This is a genomic window from Streptomyces sp. BBFR102, from assembly GCF_051397025.1.
Lineage (GTDB): Bacteria > Actinomycetota > Actinomycetes > Streptomycetales > Streptomycetaceae > Streptomyces.
In genome coordinates this window covers 4,349,224-4,365,488 of record NZ_CP195757.1, presented here as the reverse complement: position 1 = coordinate 4,365,488, position 16,265 = coordinate 4,349,224, and the positions used below count along the sequence as shown (strand labels likewise).

The 16,265-nt window shown below is 72.1% G+C and carries 15 protein-coding genes and 1 pseudogene; 5 read left to right on the top strand and 11 right to left on the bottom strand.

The annotated features are described in order from the left end of the window. Positions 1 to 10: 10 nt before the first annotated feature. From ACSLIC_RS19535 to ACSLIC_RS19520, 4 genes are all read right to left on the bottom strand, one after another. A complete protein-coding gene (locus ACSLIC_RS19535; RefSeq protein ID WP_436739003.1) occupies positions 11 to 1,333 on the bottom strand; it encodes a hypothetical protein in 1,323 nt (440 codons plus the stop codon). After that, on the bottom strand, positions 1,323 to 1,889 hold the full coding sequence (locus ACSLIC_RS19530) for a DUF6114 domain-containing protein (RefSeq protein ID WP_436739002.1): 567 nt from the start codon (positions 1,887 to 1,889) through the stop codon (positions 1,323 to 1,325). Before ACSLIC_RS19530 ends, ACSLIC_RS19535 begins: the two co-directional genes overlap by 11 nt. A gap of 130 nt (positions 1,890 to 2,019) precedes the next feature. Then, positions 2,020 to 2,652, bottom strand: coding sequence for a DUF6230 family protein (locus ACSLIC_RS19525; RefSeq protein ID WP_436739001.1), 633 nt, complete (start codon positions 2,650 to 2,652; stop codon positions 2,020 to 2,022). A 630-nt stretch (positions 2,653 to 3,282) separates the two neighbouring features. Continuing rightward, entirely contained in the window at positions 3,283 to 4,257 is a 975-nt protein-coding gene (locus ACSLIC_RS19520; RefSeq protein ID WP_436739000.1) for a tetratricopeptide repeat protein, read from the bottom strand. Positions 4,258 to 4,568: 311 nt separating this feature from the next. On the opposite strand from ACSLIC_RS19520, the pseudogene ACSLIC_RS19515 reads away from it, so the two are divergent. Further along, positions 4,569 to 5,183 (top strand): annotated as a pseudogene (locus ACSLIC_RS19515) (TetR/AcrR family transcriptional regulator); the annotation flags it as partial. 86 nt (positions 5,184 to 5,269) lie between these two features. On the opposite strand, the gene ACSLIC_RS19510 reads toward ACSLIC_RS19515, so the two are convergent. The 3 genes from ACSLIC_RS19510 to ACSLIC_RS19500 form a co-directional block, all read right to left on the bottom strand. Further along, complete coding sequence (locus tag ACSLIC_RS19510) at positions 5,270 to 6,970, bottom strand: acyl-CoA mutase large subunit family protein (RefSeq protein ID WP_436738999.1); 1,701 nt, start codon at positions 6,968 to 6,970, stop codon at positions 5,270 to 5,272. 144 nt (positions 6,971 to 7,114) lie between these two features. Next, positions 7,115 to 7,453 (bottom strand): DUF3817 domain-containing protein, encoded by a 339-nt coding sequence (locus ACSLIC_RS19505; protein ID WP_436738998.1) that lies wholly within the window; start codon positions 7,451 to 7,453, stop codon positions 7,115 to 7,117. Positions 7,454 to 7,527: 74 nt separating this feature from the next. Then, a complete protein-coding gene (locus ACSLIC_RS19500; RefSeq protein ID WP_436738997.1) occupies positions 7,528 to 8,040 on the bottom strand; it encodes a MarR family winged helix-turn-helix transcriptional regulator in 513 nt (170 codons plus the stop codon). Between the two features lie 287 nt (positions 8,041 to 8,327). Here ACSLIC_RS19500 and ACSLIC_RS19495 point away from each other — a divergent pair, with 287 nt between their 5' ends. After that, the gene (locus tag ACSLIC_RS19495) at positions 8,328 to 9,365 is read left to right on the top strand and encodes a glycoside hydrolase family 6 protein (RefSeq protein ID WP_436738996.1); all 1,038 of its coding nucleotides are present in this window, start codon (positions 8,328 to 8,330) and stop codon (positions 9,363 to 9,365) included. Positions 9,366 to 9,381: 16 nt separating this feature from the next. On the opposite strand, the gene ACSLIC_RS19490 is transcribed toward ACSLIC_RS19495, so the two are convergent. From ACSLIC_RS19490 to ACSLIC_RS19475, 4 genes are all read right to left on the bottom strand, one after another. Then, positions 9,382 to 11,340 (bottom strand): galactose oxidase-like domain-containing protein, encoded by a 1,959-nt coding sequence (locus tag ACSLIC_RS19490; RefSeq protein ID WP_436738995.1) that lies wholly within the window; start codon positions 11,338 to 11,340, stop codon positions 9,382 to 9,384. Positions 11,341 to 11,343: 3 nt separating this feature from the next. After that, positions 11,344 to 13,137, bottom strand: coding sequence for a glycosyltransferase family 2 protein (locus ACSLIC_RS19485; RefSeq protein WP_436740420.1), 1,794 nt, complete (start codon positions 13,135 to 13,137; stop codon positions 11,344 to 11,346). A 238-nt stretch (positions 13,138 to 13,375) separates the two neighbouring features. Further along, complete coding sequence (locus tag ACSLIC_RS19480) at positions 13,376 to 13,669, bottom strand: MTH1187 family thiamine-binding protein (RefSeq protein ID WP_436738994.1); 294 nt, start codon at positions 13,667 to 13,669, stop codon at positions 13,376 to 13,378. Then, positions 13,666 to 14,037, bottom strand: coding sequence for a DUF3817 domain-containing protein (locus ACSLIC_RS19475; RefSeq protein WP_436738993.1), 372 nt, complete (start codon positions 14,035 to 14,037; stop codon positions 13,666 to 13,668). The genes ACSLIC_RS19480 and ACSLIC_RS19475 overlap by 4 nt, the downstream gene beginning before the upstream one ends. A gap of 218 nt (positions 14,038 to 14,255) precedes the next feature. Between ACSLIC_RS19475 and ACSLIC_RS19470 the strand changes: the two genes are divergently transcribed. Genes ACSLIC_RS19470 through ACSLIC_RS19460 form a run of 3 tightly spaced genes read left to right on the top strand, consistent with a single transcriptional unit; the run spans position 14,256 to position 16,263 of the window. Continuing rightward, positions 14,256 to 14,894 (top strand): AIM24 family protein, encoded by a 639-nt coding sequence (locus ACSLIC_RS19470; RefSeq protein ID WP_436738992.1) that lies wholly within the window; start codon positions 14,256 to 14,258, stop codon positions 14,892 to 14,894. Then, positions 14,894 to 15,544, top strand: coding sequence for an AIM24 family protein (locus tag ACSLIC_RS19465; RefSeq protein WP_436738991.1), 651 nt, complete (start codon positions 14,894 to 14,896; stop codon positions 15,542 to 15,544). The genes ACSLIC_RS19470 and ACSLIC_RS19465 overlap by 1 nt, the downstream gene beginning before the upstream one ends. After that, positions 15,541 to 16,263, top strand: a complete 723-nt coding sequence (locus tag ACSLIC_RS19460; protein WP_436738990.1) for an AIM24 family protein — start codon at positions 15,541 to 15,543, stop codon at positions 16,261 to 16,263. The genes ACSLIC_RS19465 and ACSLIC_RS19460 overlap by 4 nt, the downstream gene beginning before the upstream one ends. Positions 16,264 to 16,265: the final 2 nt, after the last annotated feature.

Genomic DNA, 16,265 nt, shown 5'->3' with positions numbered 1-16,265 from the left:
GGCGTGGGGCTCAGTCGCCCTCGGTGAAGTAGTTCTGGAGGCCCGGCACGGTGAGCGTGCCGCCGAACTGCCCGGCCTGGACGACCTTCACCTTGGTGAAGAAGGCCCAGGGCACGTTGAGCGGAGGCGGGTGCTCGGGGTTGAAGGTGATCGGGATGAGCCCGAAGAGGTTCCCCTTCAGCTCCTCGGTGTACATGGTGACCTCGCCGCCCCTGATCGTCGAGGTCGAGCCCGCCGCGGCCTTCACATGGCCCGTCTGCCCCTTGGGGCCGACGGTGAGCTGGTGCAGGTCCTTGATGTCCGTGGTCTTCGCCGTGAACTTCAGGACCGGCTTCACCGTGCCGCTGTACGTCTTGACCTTGACCACGCCGTGGTAGTCGAGGCCGCCCAGCGTCAGCCTGCTGGTCTCCAGCCGCCACGGGTCGTCCGGCAGGAGCGGAATGCCCGGCTCCAGGTCGAGGTCGGCCAGGGCCTTCGGGTCCGGCGCGCACGGGTCGTCGTCCGCGGCACCGACGGCACCCTGCGCCCCGGCGGTCAGCTCGCTCACCGAGACCCCGTTCTTGCGGGCGGCGTCCTCGATGTCCTTCTTGAGCTGCTCGGCGGGGCTGAGTCCGGCCTCCTTCCCGGCGGCCTCCTCCTCCGCCTCGTCGGCGGCCTTCTTGTCCGCCGCCTTCTTGTCCGCCGCCTTCTCGTCGGCCGCGTCCCGGTCCGCCGCCTTCTTGTCGGCCGCTTGGGAGTCCGCCTGGCCGGCGTCGTCCTTCTCCTCGGTGCCGCCGGACGTCCCGCCGGCCTCCTCGGAGGCGGTCGGCTCCGGCTCGGGCTCCTCGGACTTCTTGTCCCCGGGGGTGAAGAGGTCCTTGAGCGCGTCGCCGAGGCCCAGCGGGTCGAGCGGGTTCCGGGTCTCCTCCGGCTCCGGCTCCGCGGTGGGCTGCTCGTCCGCCGGGTCGGGCTTCTCGCTCCCGGTGCCGTCGTCCGCCGGAGCCGACGGGGAGGCGGACGGGGTGGGCGTGGCGCCCGGTGCGGCCGGCTTCGAGGCGCCGGGCCCGGGGGTGGGCGCGGTGTCCGGTTCGGCCGACTCGGACGGCTCGTCGGAGCGGGTGACGCACGGGCCGCCCCGCGGGATGTCCGCCTTGTCGTCGGCCAGGGCCAGCTTGGGTGTCAGACCCATGCCCACGAAGACCGCCGTGGGCATCGCGGCCAGGGCGAACGCCTTGCCCGCGGGTATCTGGAGCTTCGTCAGCAGCGACTTCCGGGGGGCCGCGTGCCGCGGCCCGGTTCTGCCGAGGGCCTTACCGCCCTCTTCGGCAGCCAGTTGCGCCTCGTCACCCCGCACGGTGCCTCCCGCCGTTGGTCTCAAGTGTCGTGCCGTCCGCGTGGGCGCCTACGCCCTCGGCGGCCGGCTCCGGCTCGGGCGCGGCTGCCTGGACGACCGGCCCGGCCTGCTCCGGCTCCGCCTCGGCCGACTGCGCGCCCTGCCCGCTCCCCTCGGAAGCGGTCTTGCCCGGGGCCCAGGAGATCGAGAGGGCCCCGCCGAACATGGCCAGCAGGAAGCCGATGAGGAACCCGCCGAGGTTGGACACCGGCAGCGAGACCAGCGCGAGGAGGATCGCCGCGACGCCCGCGAACACCCGGACGACGGACTGGAACCACATCGTCAGTCCGAGCGTGATCAGCAGCAGGCCGATGATCAGCGAACCCGCGCCGGTCGGGGTGCCCATCCGCAGGCTCAACTGCCCGAGCGTGAGCTGTGCGTACGGCAGATAGGCGATGGGGACGCCGCCCAGCATCGTCAGCAGGCCCGCCCAGAACGGGCGGGTGCCGCGCCACATCCGGAAGCGACGCCGCCAGTAGTGAAATCGGTCGCTCAGCCCTGGGGACTCGGCGCTCATGGAAAACAGCTCCCTGGAACCGGCAATGGGTGGAGAGAAGATGGAGTGGCGGGCGGGGAACCCGCCGCGACGCTCCGGGACTCACGCCCCGACCGCGCCACGGCCCGCTCCGCGCCCGCCCGGGGAGCGCTTAGTAGCACTCCTTGACGCCCTTGTGCAGCTTCATGCTGAGACCGCTCAGCTTGAAGGTTCCGGCGGTGGTGGCCCACGCCGTCTGCTTGACGTTCTTCAGGGTGGCCGTGTCGGCCTCCTGCGAGAAGCCGTAGGGGTTGGCCTGGTCACCCTTCTTGATGCCAGGGCCCTTGGTGCTCTCGCCGGCGGCCACACCGATGTTGATGTTCTTGAACTCGGCGTCGGCGTCGAGCTGGGCGACGTCGATGTACAGGTTCTCGGCCTCGACCGGCGTACCACCCGTACCGGCCTTCAGCTGAAGGCTGATGGTGCCGATGAGCGGGACGTCCGGCGTGACGACGGACTGGCACATGTTGTTGATCGTCGCGGTCTTGAACGCGGAGATCGCGACCGGATGGGCGGCCTTGTCGCCCTTCAGGTCGTACCCGGTGTCCATACCGCCGTACTGGACGAACCCGTTACCGACCAGCTTGTCGGCCGACACCTTGAACGACTGGCCGGACACGGCGAACGACGCCGCGAGCGCACCCTGCGACAGGGCCACGCCGATCGCCGCGGTAGCGGCGACGGTGGGCACCATGACAACGGCGAACCGCTTCCATCTGGTCCCACCACGAGCCACGGACTCCATGACATTCCTCCTTCTCGGACGTACATCTCCGGCCTCTGACTGGCCCCGAACGGGCTGTTCAGCCGGGCAGGGATGGGAGAAGTGCTACGTCCTCGGCAAGGAGAGCGCCTACGACCGCGCACGCCGCGCCTCGCGGCGGGGTGTGACGGTTCGGCGGCGATCACCCCCGAGCGACAACCACTGGCCACGCCTCGCACGGGGACGCGCGGCCGGTTCGGACAGGCCCTGCCGAGGGCAGAGACCCCCCTGTCCAGGCCGAGACCCGCGGCCTCGACCTGCCCGGTGGGGACCCAGAGAGCCCGTGGCCCCGGATGGCTGCCGGGGTGCGGGGAAAGGGACCGAGCGTCGCCGATCGTGGTGCATTCGGAGCCCGGGCACAAGGGGTTCGTTACCGGCTAGTAACGGCTGGATAACCAAAGCCGGGCACAGCGATGCCGGGCGGGTACGGACGGTGCCGCGAGGAGGGGTGACAAATCATCACTCGGGACGACAGAGGGGGATCGGGGACCGACTCGGGCTTACTGCGAGTAACAGCGGCCGCGATTGCCAAGTTTTGGCAAAGCGCGGCCGCTTGGGTCTCTCGGTCGTCGAATCGCTTCCCGCGCCCCAGGAGTGGCGCGGGTCAGGTGCTCAGAACAGCACCCGGGCCAGGGCGGTGCGGGCCGCGGTCACCCGCGGGTCCTCGGCGCCGACCACCTCGAAGAGGTCGAGCAGGTGGAGGCGGGCCTCGTTCCGGTCGTCCCCCGCGGTGACCCGCACGGTGTCGACCAGCCGGCCGAAGGCGTCGTCGACGTGGCCGCCGACCAGGTCCAGATCGGCGGCGGCGGTCTGCGCGTCGATGTCGGCCGGGCGCTCGGCGGCGTCCTGGCGGACCTTCTGCGGGTCCAGGCCGCTGACGCGGCGCAGGAGTTCGGCCTGACCGAGGCCGAGCTTGGCCTCCGTGTTGGCCGGGTCGTCGGAGAGGACGTTCTGGTAGGCGCGGACCGCGCCGTCGAGGTCACCGGCGTCCAGCGCCTGGACGGCGGCCTCCAGCAGGGCGTCGTACGGCCCGGCCGGCTCCTCGGGGACGGCTGCGGGGTCGCCCGCCTCGGAGCCGGGGTCGACGGCGATACCGGTGAGGCCGAACCGCTCCTCGCCGACCTGGATGAGCTGGTCCAGGGTCTGCCGGATCTGCGCCTCGGGGGCGGCCCCCTGGAAGAGCGGGAGGGCCTGGCCCGCGACGACGGCGAAGACGGCGGGGATGCCCTGGATGCCGAACTGCTGCATCAGCATCTGATTGGCGTCGACGTCGACCTTGGCCAGCAGGAAGCGGCCGTTGTACTCGTGCGCGAGGCGCTCCAGCAGCGGGCCGAGCTGCTTGCACGGCTCGCACCATTCGGCCCAGAAGTCGATGACGACCGGGACCTCGTTGGAGCGCTGGAGGACCTCGCGTTCGAAGTCGGCCTCGGTGACGTCGATGACCAGGCTCGACGCGGGGACCGCACCGGTTCCGCCCTGTCGGGCGGCTTCGGCGCGGGCCTGTTCGGCCTTGGCCTTGGCTTCCTGGGCCTGCTTCACCGCGGCGAGGTCGACGACTCCGCTCATGGACATGTTCCGTGGCTGCATGCGTACATCCTCCCCCCTCCGCGCGCGTGGTGGGAAACCCGCCGAACGGCGGACGACGGCGATTCCCCTGCGCCGGTGAACAGGCGCCGTGCTGCTGCTGCGTGACGTGCTGTCGTGCTGTTCCGGCCTCGGCCGGTGCGGCGCCGGGTCCCCACCCGCGCCTGTGATTGTCGCCCGGAGGCGGACACGCGCTTTCGCTACGGGTCGTAGCGTAACTCTCCGAGCCGCTCCGCGTCAGACGGGCCCGGGTGATCCGGGTCACGGCGCGGGAGCATACTGACCGTTCGGTAGCTCTGGATACAGTCGCTGCCATGCAGAGCCGCACCCCTCCCGCCCGCACCGGACGCCCACGCAGCGCGACCGCGGACGCCGCGATCCTGGACGCGACCCGGGACGCCCTCGGCGAGATCGGCTGGTCCCGGCTGTCGCTGGGCGACGTCGCCCAGCGGGCCGGGGTCGCCAAGACCACGCTGTACCGGCGGTGGGCGGGGAAGAACGAACTCGTGGTGGACGCGGTGGCGGAGCTCTTCGACGAGCTGGTGCTCCCGGACGGCGACAGCCTCGCCGCCGACGTGGCCGGCGTGGTCCTCCAGTTCGGCGAGCTGCTCCAGCGGCCCGAGACCCGGACGGCGCTGATGGCGGTGGTCGCCGAGTCGACCTCCGACCCGGCCCTGAGGCTGCGCATCCGCACCGCCATCGTGGACCGCCAGAAGCGCCTGGTCCTCCAGGGCCGCGAACGCGCCCAGCGCCGCGGCGAACTCCCTTACGAGACCGAGCCCGCCGTCGCCGAGCGGCACGCCGACCTGGTCTTCGACGTGATCGCCGGCGCCGTGGTCCACCGCGCCCTGGTCAGCGCCGAGCCGGTGGACGAGGCGTGGGCCCGGGCGCTGGCCTCCCTGCTCATCGCGGGGCTGCCGGCCGCGATGGCTGACCCCGCCCCCGCGTACGCCGGGCCGCCGCCCCCGGTGCGGGGTGCCGGGGCCCGGGCGTACGCCGGTGGCCTGCGGGCGGGTCAGAAGCCGGGCGGCTCCGTGTAGACGCCCCATTCACCGCGCAGGGCGTCGCAGATCTCGCCGAGGGTGCCCTCCGCGCGGACCACGTCGAGCATGGGGGCGATCATGTTGGCGCCGGAGCGGGCCGCCCCGACCATCTCGGCGAGCTTGGCGCGGACCCGCGCATCGTCCCGGCGGGCCCGGCGCTCGCCCAGCTCGCGGACCTGCTCGCGCTCGACCTCGTGGCTGACCCGCAGGATCTCCAGGTCGCCGGTGACGGAGCCGGTGTGGGCGTTGACGCCGACGACGCGCTTCTCGCCCTTCTCCAGCGCCCGCTGGTACTGGAAGGCCGACTCGGCGATCTCGCCGGTGAACCAGCCGTCGTCGATGCCGCGCAGGATGCCGGAGGTCATCGGGCCGATGGGGTGCCGGCCGTCGGGGTGGGCGAGGACACCCCGGTCGCGGATGCGGTCGAAGATCTTCTCGGCCTCGGCCTCGATGCGGTCGGTGAGCTGCTCGACGTACCAGGAGCCGCCGAGCGGGTCGGCGACGTTGGCGACGCCGGTCTCCTCCATCAGGACCTGCTGGGTGCGCAGGGCGATCTCGGCCGCCTGCTCGCTGGGGAGGGCGAGGGTCTCGTCCAGGGCGTTGGTGTGCAGCGAGTTGGTACCGCCGAGGACGGCGGAGAGCGCCTCGACGGCGGTGCGCACGACGTTGTTGTACGGCTGCTGGGCGGTGAGCGAGACCCCGGCGGTCTGGGTGTGGAACCGCAGCCACTGCGCCTTGTCGGTGCGCGCGCCGTAGACCTCCTTCATCCAGCGGGCCCAGATGCGGCGGGCGGCGCGGAACTTGGCGATCTCCTCGAAGAAGTCGAGGTGGGCGTCGAAGAAGAAGGAGAGGCCGGAGGCGAAGTCGTCCGTGTCCAGGCCCCGGCTGAGCCCCAGCTCCACGTAGCCGAAGCCGTCGGCGAGGGTGTACGCCAGCTCCTGCGCGGCCGTCGCCCCGGCCTCGCGGATGTGGTAGCCGGAGACGGAGAGCGGCTTGTAGGCCGGGATGGTCCGCGCGCAGTGCTCCATCAGGTCGCCGATCAGGCGCAGGTGGGGCTCGGGCGGGAAGATCCACTCCTTCTGGGCGATGTACTCCTTGAAGATGTCGGTCTGGAGGGTGCCGTTGAGCACCGCCGGGTCGACGCCCTGCCGTTCGGCGGCGACCAGGTACATGCAGAAGACCGGCACCGCGGGGCCGGAGATCGTCATCGAGGTGGTGACCTCGCCGAGCGGGATGTCGCGGAAGAGGATCTCCATGTCGGCGGCGGAGTCGATGGCGACGCCGCAGTGGCCGACCTCGCCGAGTGAGCGGGGGTCGTCGGAGTCGCGGCCCATCAGCGTCGGCATGTCGAAGGCGACCGAGAGCCCGCCGCCGCCGTTGGCGAGGATCATCTTGTACCGCTCGTTGGTCTGCTCGGCGTTGCCGAAGCCGGCGAACTGGCGGATGGTCCAGGTGCGGCCCCGGTAGCCGGTGGGGTGCAGGCCGCGGGTGTACGGATACTCCCCCGGCCAGCCGATCCGCTCGAAACCCTCGTAGGTGTCGCCGGGCCGGGGCCCGTAGACGGGCTCGACCGGGTCCCCGGAGAGCGTGGTGAAGTCGGCGTCCCGCTTGCGGGCCCGGTCGTAACGGGCCTGCCAGCGTCGGCGGCCCTCCTCGATGGCGTCAGCGTCCATGCCACCCAAACTACTAGGACGTCCTAGTACATGTCGATGGGGAGCGGCCATCCGTGACGGCCGGGCACTCCGGGAACGCCGGAACCCCCGGAAGCGGCGGGCTTCCGGGGGTCCGGGGGGTGCGTGCGGCGCGCGGGGCGGGCGTCAGGCGCGGGCCTTCGCCCCGGCCGGGACGCGGTCCTGGATCAGCGGCTCGGTCTCGCGGACGACCTTGCGCTCCACGAAGAAGGCGGCCGTCGGGATCGTGCCCGAGAGCAGGATCCACAGCAGCTTGCCGACCGGCCACTTCGCCTTGGCGCCGAGGTCGAAGGCGAAGATCAGGTAGATGATGTACAGCAGACCGTGGACCTGGGAGATCACGAAGGTGATGTCGGCCCCCTTGTCGAAGCCGTACTTGAACACCATGCTCACGCAGAGCACGAGCAACATGACTGCGGTGACATAGGCCATGACCCGGTACCGGGTCAGCACGCTGCGTTTCATGGACCCGAGCCTAACCGCACCCCGGGGGCGATCTTGCGGCACCCCGGGGCTTGTTCACCCCGTGGTGGCCGGGTCTACGGAGCGTCCTCGAAATCGTGTGCGGCGACCCGCAGCGGGCGCAGCATGGCGAAGATCTCGGCGCACTCCTGCGCGTCGTAGGCGCCGAGGCCGAACTCCATCGCCATCAGGTCGCGGGTGGCCGCCTCGACCACCTCGCGGCCCTGGTCGGTGATGGAGGCGAGGGTGCCCCGGCCGTCCTGCGGGTTGGGGCGCTTGGCGACCAGGCCGGAGCGGGCCAGCCGGTCGACGGTGTTGGTGACGGAGGTCGGGTGGACCATCAGCCGCTCGCCGATCTTCGACATCGGCAGCTCGCCGGCGCGCGAGAAGGTCAGCAGCACCAGCGCCTCGTACCGCGCGAAGGTCAGGCCGTACGGCTTGACGACGGCGTCGACCTCGGCCAGGAGGATCTGGTGGGCGCGCATGATCGAGGTGATCGCGGCCATCGAGGGCACGGGGCCCCACCGTTCCCGCCAGCTCTCGTCGGCGCGGGCGATGGGGTCGAAGGAGAGGCTGAGCGGCTTCGGCACGGTCATGACCCTACCGGCCGGTCATATCGCGGTCAGCCCCGTCTCGCCCTTCGGGCGGCACGGACCGCTCCCGGCGCGGTGCCCGCCCCCGGGCCCGTCAGGGCGGGGCCGATCGGGGGGACTCGCCGCACGGGGCCGCGGCCACGGCTCTGACCTGGGCGGTCCCGGTGCGAGGATCGCCCGGGTGCGCCCGCCGACGCCTCCCGGGCCTCGGCGTCCCGAGGCCGGGAGGCGTCGGCGGTCCGCCCCCTTCGCACGTCCGTCCGTCCCCCCAAGGAGGCTGGGGCATGTCCCGGCTGCTGCCCGTCCCCGCCCGGCTCACCCGCCCACTCCTCCCCCTCGGCCTGCTCACCCTGCTCGCGGCCACCCCCGCCTGCACCGGCGACGACTCCGCCCCCGCCGGCCGTGAGGCGCAGCCCTCCCGGTCGGCGGGGGCCGCGGTGGCCGCCCCCGAGTTCTGGGTCGATCCCGAGTCGCCCGCCGCCGTGGAGGCGGGTCGGCTGCGGGTCGAGGGCAAGGAGGCGCAGGCGGCCCTGCTGGAGCGGATCGCCCAGCAGCCGGCCGCGGTCTGGCCGGCCGGGGACGATCCGGTACCGGCGGTGCGCCGGGCCACCGCCGGGGCGTCCGAGGCCGGGTCCACCGCCGTACTGGTCGCCTACAACGTGCCGCACCGCGACTGCGGCCAGCACTCGGCGGGCGGGGCCGTGGACCGGGCGGCGTACGGGGAGTGGATCGACGCGTTCGCCTCGGCGATCGGGGACAGCAAGGCGGTGGTGGTGCTGGAGCCGGACGCGGTGCCGCACATGGTGGACGGCTGCACCCCGGCGGAGTACCACGGCGAGCGGTCCACGCTGATCTCCGGCGCCATCGAGCGGCTGAAGCGGCAGCCGGGCACCAAGGTCTACCTGGACGCGGGCAACCCGGCGTGGATCGAGGACCCGGAGAAGATCGCCGAGCCGCTGCGCCGGGCCGGGATCGCCCGGGCGGACGGCTTCTCGCTCAACGTCTCCAACTTCCAGACCGACACCGCGACCCGCGCCTACGGCACGGCGCTCTCCGAGCGGCTCGACGGCGCCCACTACGTGGTGGACACCAGCCGCAACGGCAACGGCCCCCTCGGCGCGGCCGGGCAGGACGCCTGGTGCAACCCGCCGGGCCGCGCGCTCGGCACCCCGCCGACCACCCGCACCGGTGACCCGCTGCTCGACGCGTACCTCTGGATCAAGCGGCCCGGGGAGTCCGACGGCGCCTGTCGGGGCGGGCCGTCGGCCGGGACCTGGTGGCCGGAGTACGCGCTGGGGCTGGCCCGCAACACCGAGGGGTGAGCGGGCCGGGCCACCGTCAGCCGACCTTGATCCAGCTCGCCTCCGAGGGGGTGCCGTCGGCGGTGTTGACGAAGACCATGTACCAGCCGGGCGGCACCAGGGTCGGGTCCTCGGGGACCGTGAGGGTGACCGTGTCCTCGGTCTTCGTCAGCTCCACGTCGATGGAGCGCTGCTCGACGTCGGTGGTGTGGGTGACGGCGCTGGGCCGCATCAGCCGGGCCTTGGCGATGGCCCCCGCGTCCTCGGTCTCGAAGGTGGCGGTGGCGCCGTACTCCACCTCCCCGGGGCCCTTGCCGAGGACGGGCCGCTCGCCGTCGGCCACCTTGTGCAGGTAGGGCGGGGTGAAGACCTCCATGCGCTGCTCGAAGGTGCCGAGCTTGGTGTTCTCCTTGTTGCCGAAGAGTGAGTCGGAACCGAAGGTGGCCACCCGCCCGTCGGGCAGCAGCAGCGCCTCGGAGTGGTAGTTGCGGCCGACGGTGGGTTCGGCGGCCGGGGTGAAGGTGTTGGTGCGGGGGTCGTAGAACTGCGACTTGAGGATGTTGGAGGCGCCGCGGCCCCGGTAGTCGTAGGAGCCGCCGGTGGTGAAGACCGAGTCGTCGGGCATGATCACGCTGTTGAGGTAGCGGGTGCCCTGCGGGAGGTCCGGGCCCGGCTTGAAGGCCGGGTTCTCCTCCTTGAGGTCGATCACGGCGGTGCGGCGCGTCGACTTCTCCGACTCGCCGACTCCCCCGCCGCCGAGCACCATCACCTTCTGGTCCTGGGCGGGCGGCAGCAGCAGGGAGGCGGAGGTCTCCGTCTGGTCCAGGTCGGTGAGGCCCGGAACCTTCTCGAAGGTGTTCTTCTCGATGTCCCAGATCCCCGGCTCGCGGCCCTTCTCGGCGGGGCCGTACCCGGCGTTGGAGGCCGGGTAGAAGAGCTTGCCGCCCTTGGTGAGGAAGAGCGCCGGGTAGGTCGGGAAGTAGCGGAAGGGGCCCCTGGACCACTTCTTGGTCTTCGGGTCGTAGATCTCGTTGTCGCCGGGGTCGATCACGCCGACGTCGTCGAGGCCGGAGACGGCGAGGACCCGGCCGTCCTGGAGGGTGACGAGGGTGGGGTACCAGCGGGCCTTGTCCATCGGGTCGACCGGGATGTACTTCTCGGCGACCGGGTCGAACTCGTAGGCGGAGCGGATGCCCTGGTAGTCCTGCTTGTCGAGGCTGATCTTCTCGGCGATGCCGTAGGTGTTGTCGGCGTCCTCGCCCTTCAGCCCGACGATCTCGTACTGGGCGGCGTCCTCGCTCGCGTACTCGGCGCCCTTGCCGGTGGCCTCCACCCAGACCCGCGCCTCGCTCGCCTCGACGGTGACCTTCTCGGGCCCGCCGCCGCCCTTGCGGCCGCCGCCGCCCTCGATCGTCTTGACCGCCTTGGGGACGGTCACGTCGAAGCTGCTGACGTACTCCACGCCGGTGGGTGAGCGGAACCGGGTGCCCTTCCTCAGGGTCACCTCCTTCTCCGGGTTCTCGTTCTTCACCCGCATCCCGCCGCCCGCCCGCTCCACCGCGCCGTCCAGTACCTCGTAGCGGGCGGTACCGCCGGCCACCAGGAGGCGGCCGTCGCCGAGCTGGGAGTGACCGGAGCAGAAGAGGTCCTCCGGGGTCTCGACCTTCTTGAAGGAGTCGTCGCGCGGGTCCCACAGCACGGTGTCGAAGGTGCCCTTGTCGAAGTTGGCCTGGTCATTGCCGGAACCGGCCACGATGAGGACCTTGCCGGTGTGCAGCAGCGCCGCGTGGATGGCGTTGGTCCGGTACTCCTCGGGGATCGACACCTGCTTCCAGGAGCCGTACTTCTTCTGGTAGGCGGGCTGGGAGATCTTGTACTGGTGGTACTGGTCCTGGGCGAAGGAGATCGCGGCGGGGGCGTTCAGGCCGGCCAGGACGGCGACACCGCCGACGCCGAGCGCGGTCTTCTTGAACTTCCCGGTCGGCCGGTAGGCCATGGCTCAGTTCCCTCCGGTCGGGGTGCTGGTGACGAGGGCGGCGGTGGCGGGCTCCACCTCGCCCGGGGCGGGCGGGGTCGCGGTGACCGGGGCGCTCTGCACCGCCGGGAGGGCGGCGAGCGCGCGGCGCCGCTCCAGCAGGCCGGAGCCGTACCAGACGGCGACCGGGGCCAGCGCGATGGCCAGGCCCAGGACGGCCCAGGTCCGCATCGCCACGTGGGTGTGGCCGAGGACCAAGGAGGCGGCCAGCGAGGCGGCCAGCACCCCGGCCCAGAAGAGGTGGACGCGGAAGGTGGCCAGCCGGTCGGCGCTGGCGTCGTCGCCCTTGGGCGTGATGACGAAGCGGCAGGGGCGGCGCAGGACCGCGGCGCCCAGCGACTTGAGGTAGATCGGCGCGGAGAGCGCGGACATCCCCATCCCCGCGAGCCCTCCGGAGCCCATCGGCTCGTGCGGCGAGACGTTGTGCCGCCGGTTCCACAGGTACAGCCCCACCTGGAGGGCGGCGGCGTCGCTGTAGAGCATCAGCCAGACCGAGGCCGCGACCTCGGTGCCGGACGCCCCGAACCAGAGGAAGAGCACGCAACTCGTCACGCCGAGCAGCCAGTTGACGGCCGTCATCGGGTAGTAGACGAGCATCAGGGTGTACGAGAGGAGACGTCCGACGGGCATCGTGAACGGCGCCTTCAGGTACTGCTTGATGAGCGTCTCGTACGTCCCGCGCGACCAGCGCAGCTGCTGGGTGAAGAAGTCCGTCCAGGAGGCGGGGCCCTCGCCGACGGCGAGCACGTCGGGCGTGTAGACGGAGCGCCAGTGGTGGCCGGTGAGCGGGTTGCGGGTGCGGTGCAGTTCGAAGCCGGTGGCCATGTCCTCGGTGATCGAGTCGTAGAGGCCGCCGATCTGCTTGACCGCGCTGATCCGCACCACGTTGTTGGTCCCGACGAACATCGGCGCCCGGTAGCCGTTGCCGGCCCGCTGGATCAGCGCGTGGAAGAGGAACTGCTGCGACTCCGCGGCCTTGGTGACCGGCGCCGTGTAGTTCCCGTAGACCTGCGGGCCGACGACGAAGGCGACGTCCGGGTCGCGGAAGTAGCCGAGCATCCGCTCCAGGAACTCCGGCAGCGGCACGTGGTCGGTGTCGACCGAGGCGAAGAAGTCGTAGTCGTCGCCGTGCATGGCGATCCAGGCGTTGTAGTTCCCGTGCTTGGTCCGGGCCTTGTGGGCGCCCTTGGGCCGGTTCCAGTCCGGAACGCCCCACCGGGTGAAGTGCCGCACCCCCAGTTCGGCGCAGAGCGCCCGGGCGTCGGGGTCGTTGCCCTCGTCCAGCAGCCAGACGTCCAGCGGGCCGTCGTGCCGCAGGCGGACGGCGCCCTGGAGGGTGGCCCGCACCATGGAGAGCGGTTCCTTGCCGGGCACGTAGGTGGTGAGGAAGGCGACGCGGGTGCCGGGCTCGGGGGTGACCGGGACCGGGTCGCGGGCCATCAGCGTGGCGTGGGCGATGGAGACGACGTTGACCAGCATGAAGAAGCCGATGAGGCCGATGGCGGTCAGCATCGTCCGGTCGAGCACCACCAGCCAGGTCTCCCCGCCGTCCCGGTCGGTCCAGTGGCTGGGCCAGACCAGGTAGACCATGAGCAGCCCGGTGAGCAGCGGGGCCAGCGTCATCAGCAGGACCGCCCGTATCCGGTGCGGTTCGGCCGCCAGCAGCCTGCGGTACTCGACGCGGTAGTCGGGGGCGGGCTCGGTCAGGGGACCGGCTATTCGGCTGTGGGTGTCGTAGTCGTAACCGTCCGGCCGCACAACGCCCTCCAGGTGTTCGACGACGGGCCAGCAAGCCCTACGAGACGTCACCCCCCTTGCCGTGTCGATCCGGGCGCCGCCGTGCGGGCGGCGGGAGCTGGCGTTCGGGTGACGCGTCACCCGGGTGCCGGGGGCGGGGGGTGGGAGGGGGTACGGGGCGGGCGCCCCGGAAACGGCGGCGGCGCGCGGAGTCGGGCTCCGCGCGCCGTGCCGGGGTGAGGGGGCGGGCCCCCGGGGGTCACTCCCCCAGGTACCGCTCCACCGTCTCCACCTTGGAGACCAGTCCGCCGGTGACGCCCGGGCGGATGTCGGCCTTCATGACGACCGAGACGCGCGGGGCGCGGGCCTCGACGGCGGCGACGGCGCGCTTGACGACGTCCATGACCTGGTCCCACTCGCCCTCGACCGAGGTGAACATGGCGTCGGTGCGGTTCGGCAGGCCCGACTCGCGGACCACGCGGACGGCGTCGGCGACGTACTCGCCGACGTCCTCACCGACGCCGAGCGGGGTGACGGAGAAGGCGACGATCACGCGGGGGCACCCGCGCTCTCGTCGTCCTGCTGCTTCTTGTGGGCGCGGGCGGCGATGGCGACGTCGACGGCGCCCTGGGCCTCCTCCTTGAGCTTGCGCTCGGCGAAGAAGCCCCCGAACGGCACCACGGAGAGGGCGAAGTACATCGCGGCGCGGCCGAAGGACCACTTGGCGCGGTTCCAGGCGTCCAGCCAGAACAGGGCGTAGAGGACGAAGAGGAATCCGTGCAGCGCGCCCATGACCGGGACCGCGTTGAAGTCGGTGGTGCGCTTGAGCACCGAGCAGACGATCAGCAGCAGGAACGAGACGGCCTCCGGGGCCGAGACGAGGCGCAGGCGGCGGAGTGCGGAAGCGGTCTTGATGTCCACGGGGGGGCAACCTTCGAGGTCGGGGCCGGGCGGAGCACGGACGGAACGGGCCGGACGGGCGGAGCCGGCGCCGGGCGATCTTGTGAACGCGCGCACAAGCTCCGGTGCCATTGTGGCAGCTTCCTTTGCCCGCCCTTGAACCAGGGGTCGCCCGGCGGGCCGCGCGGGCCCGCCGGGCGGCCTGTGCGTGCGGGCGCCGGACGGCTACCGTCGGGGGCGTGGCTGAGTTCCGACTGCAAGGCAACGCGATGCTGGTGGCCCGCCTCACGGGCGACACGGTCCGGGCGAAGAACGGGTCGATGGTCGCCTACGACGGGCGGATGGCGTTCAAGAGGCTGACGGGAGGCGGCAACGGCCTGCGCGGCATGGTGACCCGCCGCCTGACCGGGGAGCAGATGGAGGTCATGGAGGTCAGGGGCGAGGGGACGGTGTGGTTCGCGGACAGCGCCCGGGACGTCAGCCTGGTCCGCCTCTCGGGCGAGACCCTGCACGTGGAGGCGGACAACCTGCTCTGCGCCGACGGCGGGCTGCGCACCGGCACCTCGTTCGCGGGGCTGGGCGGCGCGGCCCAGGGCAACGGCCTGTTCACCACGACGGTGGAGGGCACCGGACAGGCGGCGGTGATGTCGGTGGGGCCGGTGGTGGCGCTGCGGGTGAGCCCCGCGTACCCGCTGACCGTCGATCCCGGGGCGTACGTCGCGCACCAGGGCGGCGTGCGGCGGAGCCTGAGGAGCGGGGCGGGGGCGCGGACGCTGTTCGGGGAGGGCGGCGGCGAGGCGTTCCAGCTGCGGTTCGAGGGCGAGGGCGTGGTGTACGTGCAGCCGAGCGAGCGGGCGACGATCGGGGGCGACCTCTGATGGGGTTCCGCGAGGTCAACCACAAGATGATCGAGGCGACGGTGGTGCCGGGCACCCGGCTGTACAGCCAGCGCGGCGCGATGCTCGCCTACCGGGGCGAGGTCTCGTTCACCCCGGACATCGGCGGCGGACAGGGCGGCGTCATGTCGATGATCGGCCGCCGGGTGGCCGGCGAGGCGGCCCCGCTGATGACGGTGGAGGGCAACGGCACGGTCCTCTTCGGGCACGGCGGCCACCACGTGCAGGTGGTGGAACTGTCCGGGGACACGCTGTACGTCGAGTCGGACCGGCTGCTCTGCTTCGAGGGGAGCCTGCGCCAGCGGACCGTCTTCCTCGGCTCGCAGGGCGGGGTGAGGGGCATGGTGCGCGGCCAGGTCTCCGGCCAGGGCCTGTTCACCACGGCGCTGACCGGGCACGGCGCGGTGGCGGTGATGGCGCACGGCGGCGTGGTCGAGGTGCCGGTCACCCCGCAGCGGCCGGTGCACGTCGACCCGCAGGCGTACGTCGCCCACCACGGGGACGTGCGGAACAGGCTGACGACCGCGATCGGCTGGCGGGAGATGGTCGGCCGGGGCTCGGGCGAGGCGTTCCAGCTGGAGCTGTCGGGGAGCGGGGCGGTGCTGGTGCAGGCGTCGGAGGAGAAGCTGTGAGCGCGTTCGCGACGGCCGGCGGGACCGGGCCGGGGATCTTCGATCCGGCCACCCTGCCGAGTGACGACAACGTCAACCCGTACACCTTCTGCGTGGAACTGGCGGGCGGCCGGTGGTTCCTCCAGAAGGGCAGGATGATCGCCTACTACGGGCAGCTGTCCTTCAACGGCGTCGGGTACGGACCGCTGGACGCGCTGGTGCGTTCGGCGTTCCACTCGCCGATGCACGCGGCGGACTGGGTGGTGGCCGAGGGGACGGGGAAGATGCTCCTGGCCGACCGGGCGTTCGACGTGAACTCCTTCGACCTGGACGACGGCAACCTCACGGTCCGCTCGGGCAACCTGCTCGCCTTCGAGCCGAGCCTCTCCCTCAAGCAGTCGATCGTTCCCGGCTTCCTCACCCTGGTCGGCACCGGGAAGTTCGTCGCGGCCTCGAACGGGCCCGTGGTCTTCATGGAGCCACCGCTGCGGGTGGACCCGCAGGCGCTGGTGGGCTGGGCGGACTGCCCGTCGCCGTACCACCACTACGATCACGGCTATCTGCGCGGGGTACTCGGCGGGGTGCGGTCGCTGACAGGGCTCGGCGGGGCCTGCGGAGAGGAGCACCAGTACGAGTTCAGCGGGGCGGGGACGGTGCTGCTCCAGTCGACCGAGAAGCTGGTCGGCGACCGGGCGACGGGGGCGGCGCCCGGGGAGTCCGAGGCGTCGGGAGGGCGGTGAGG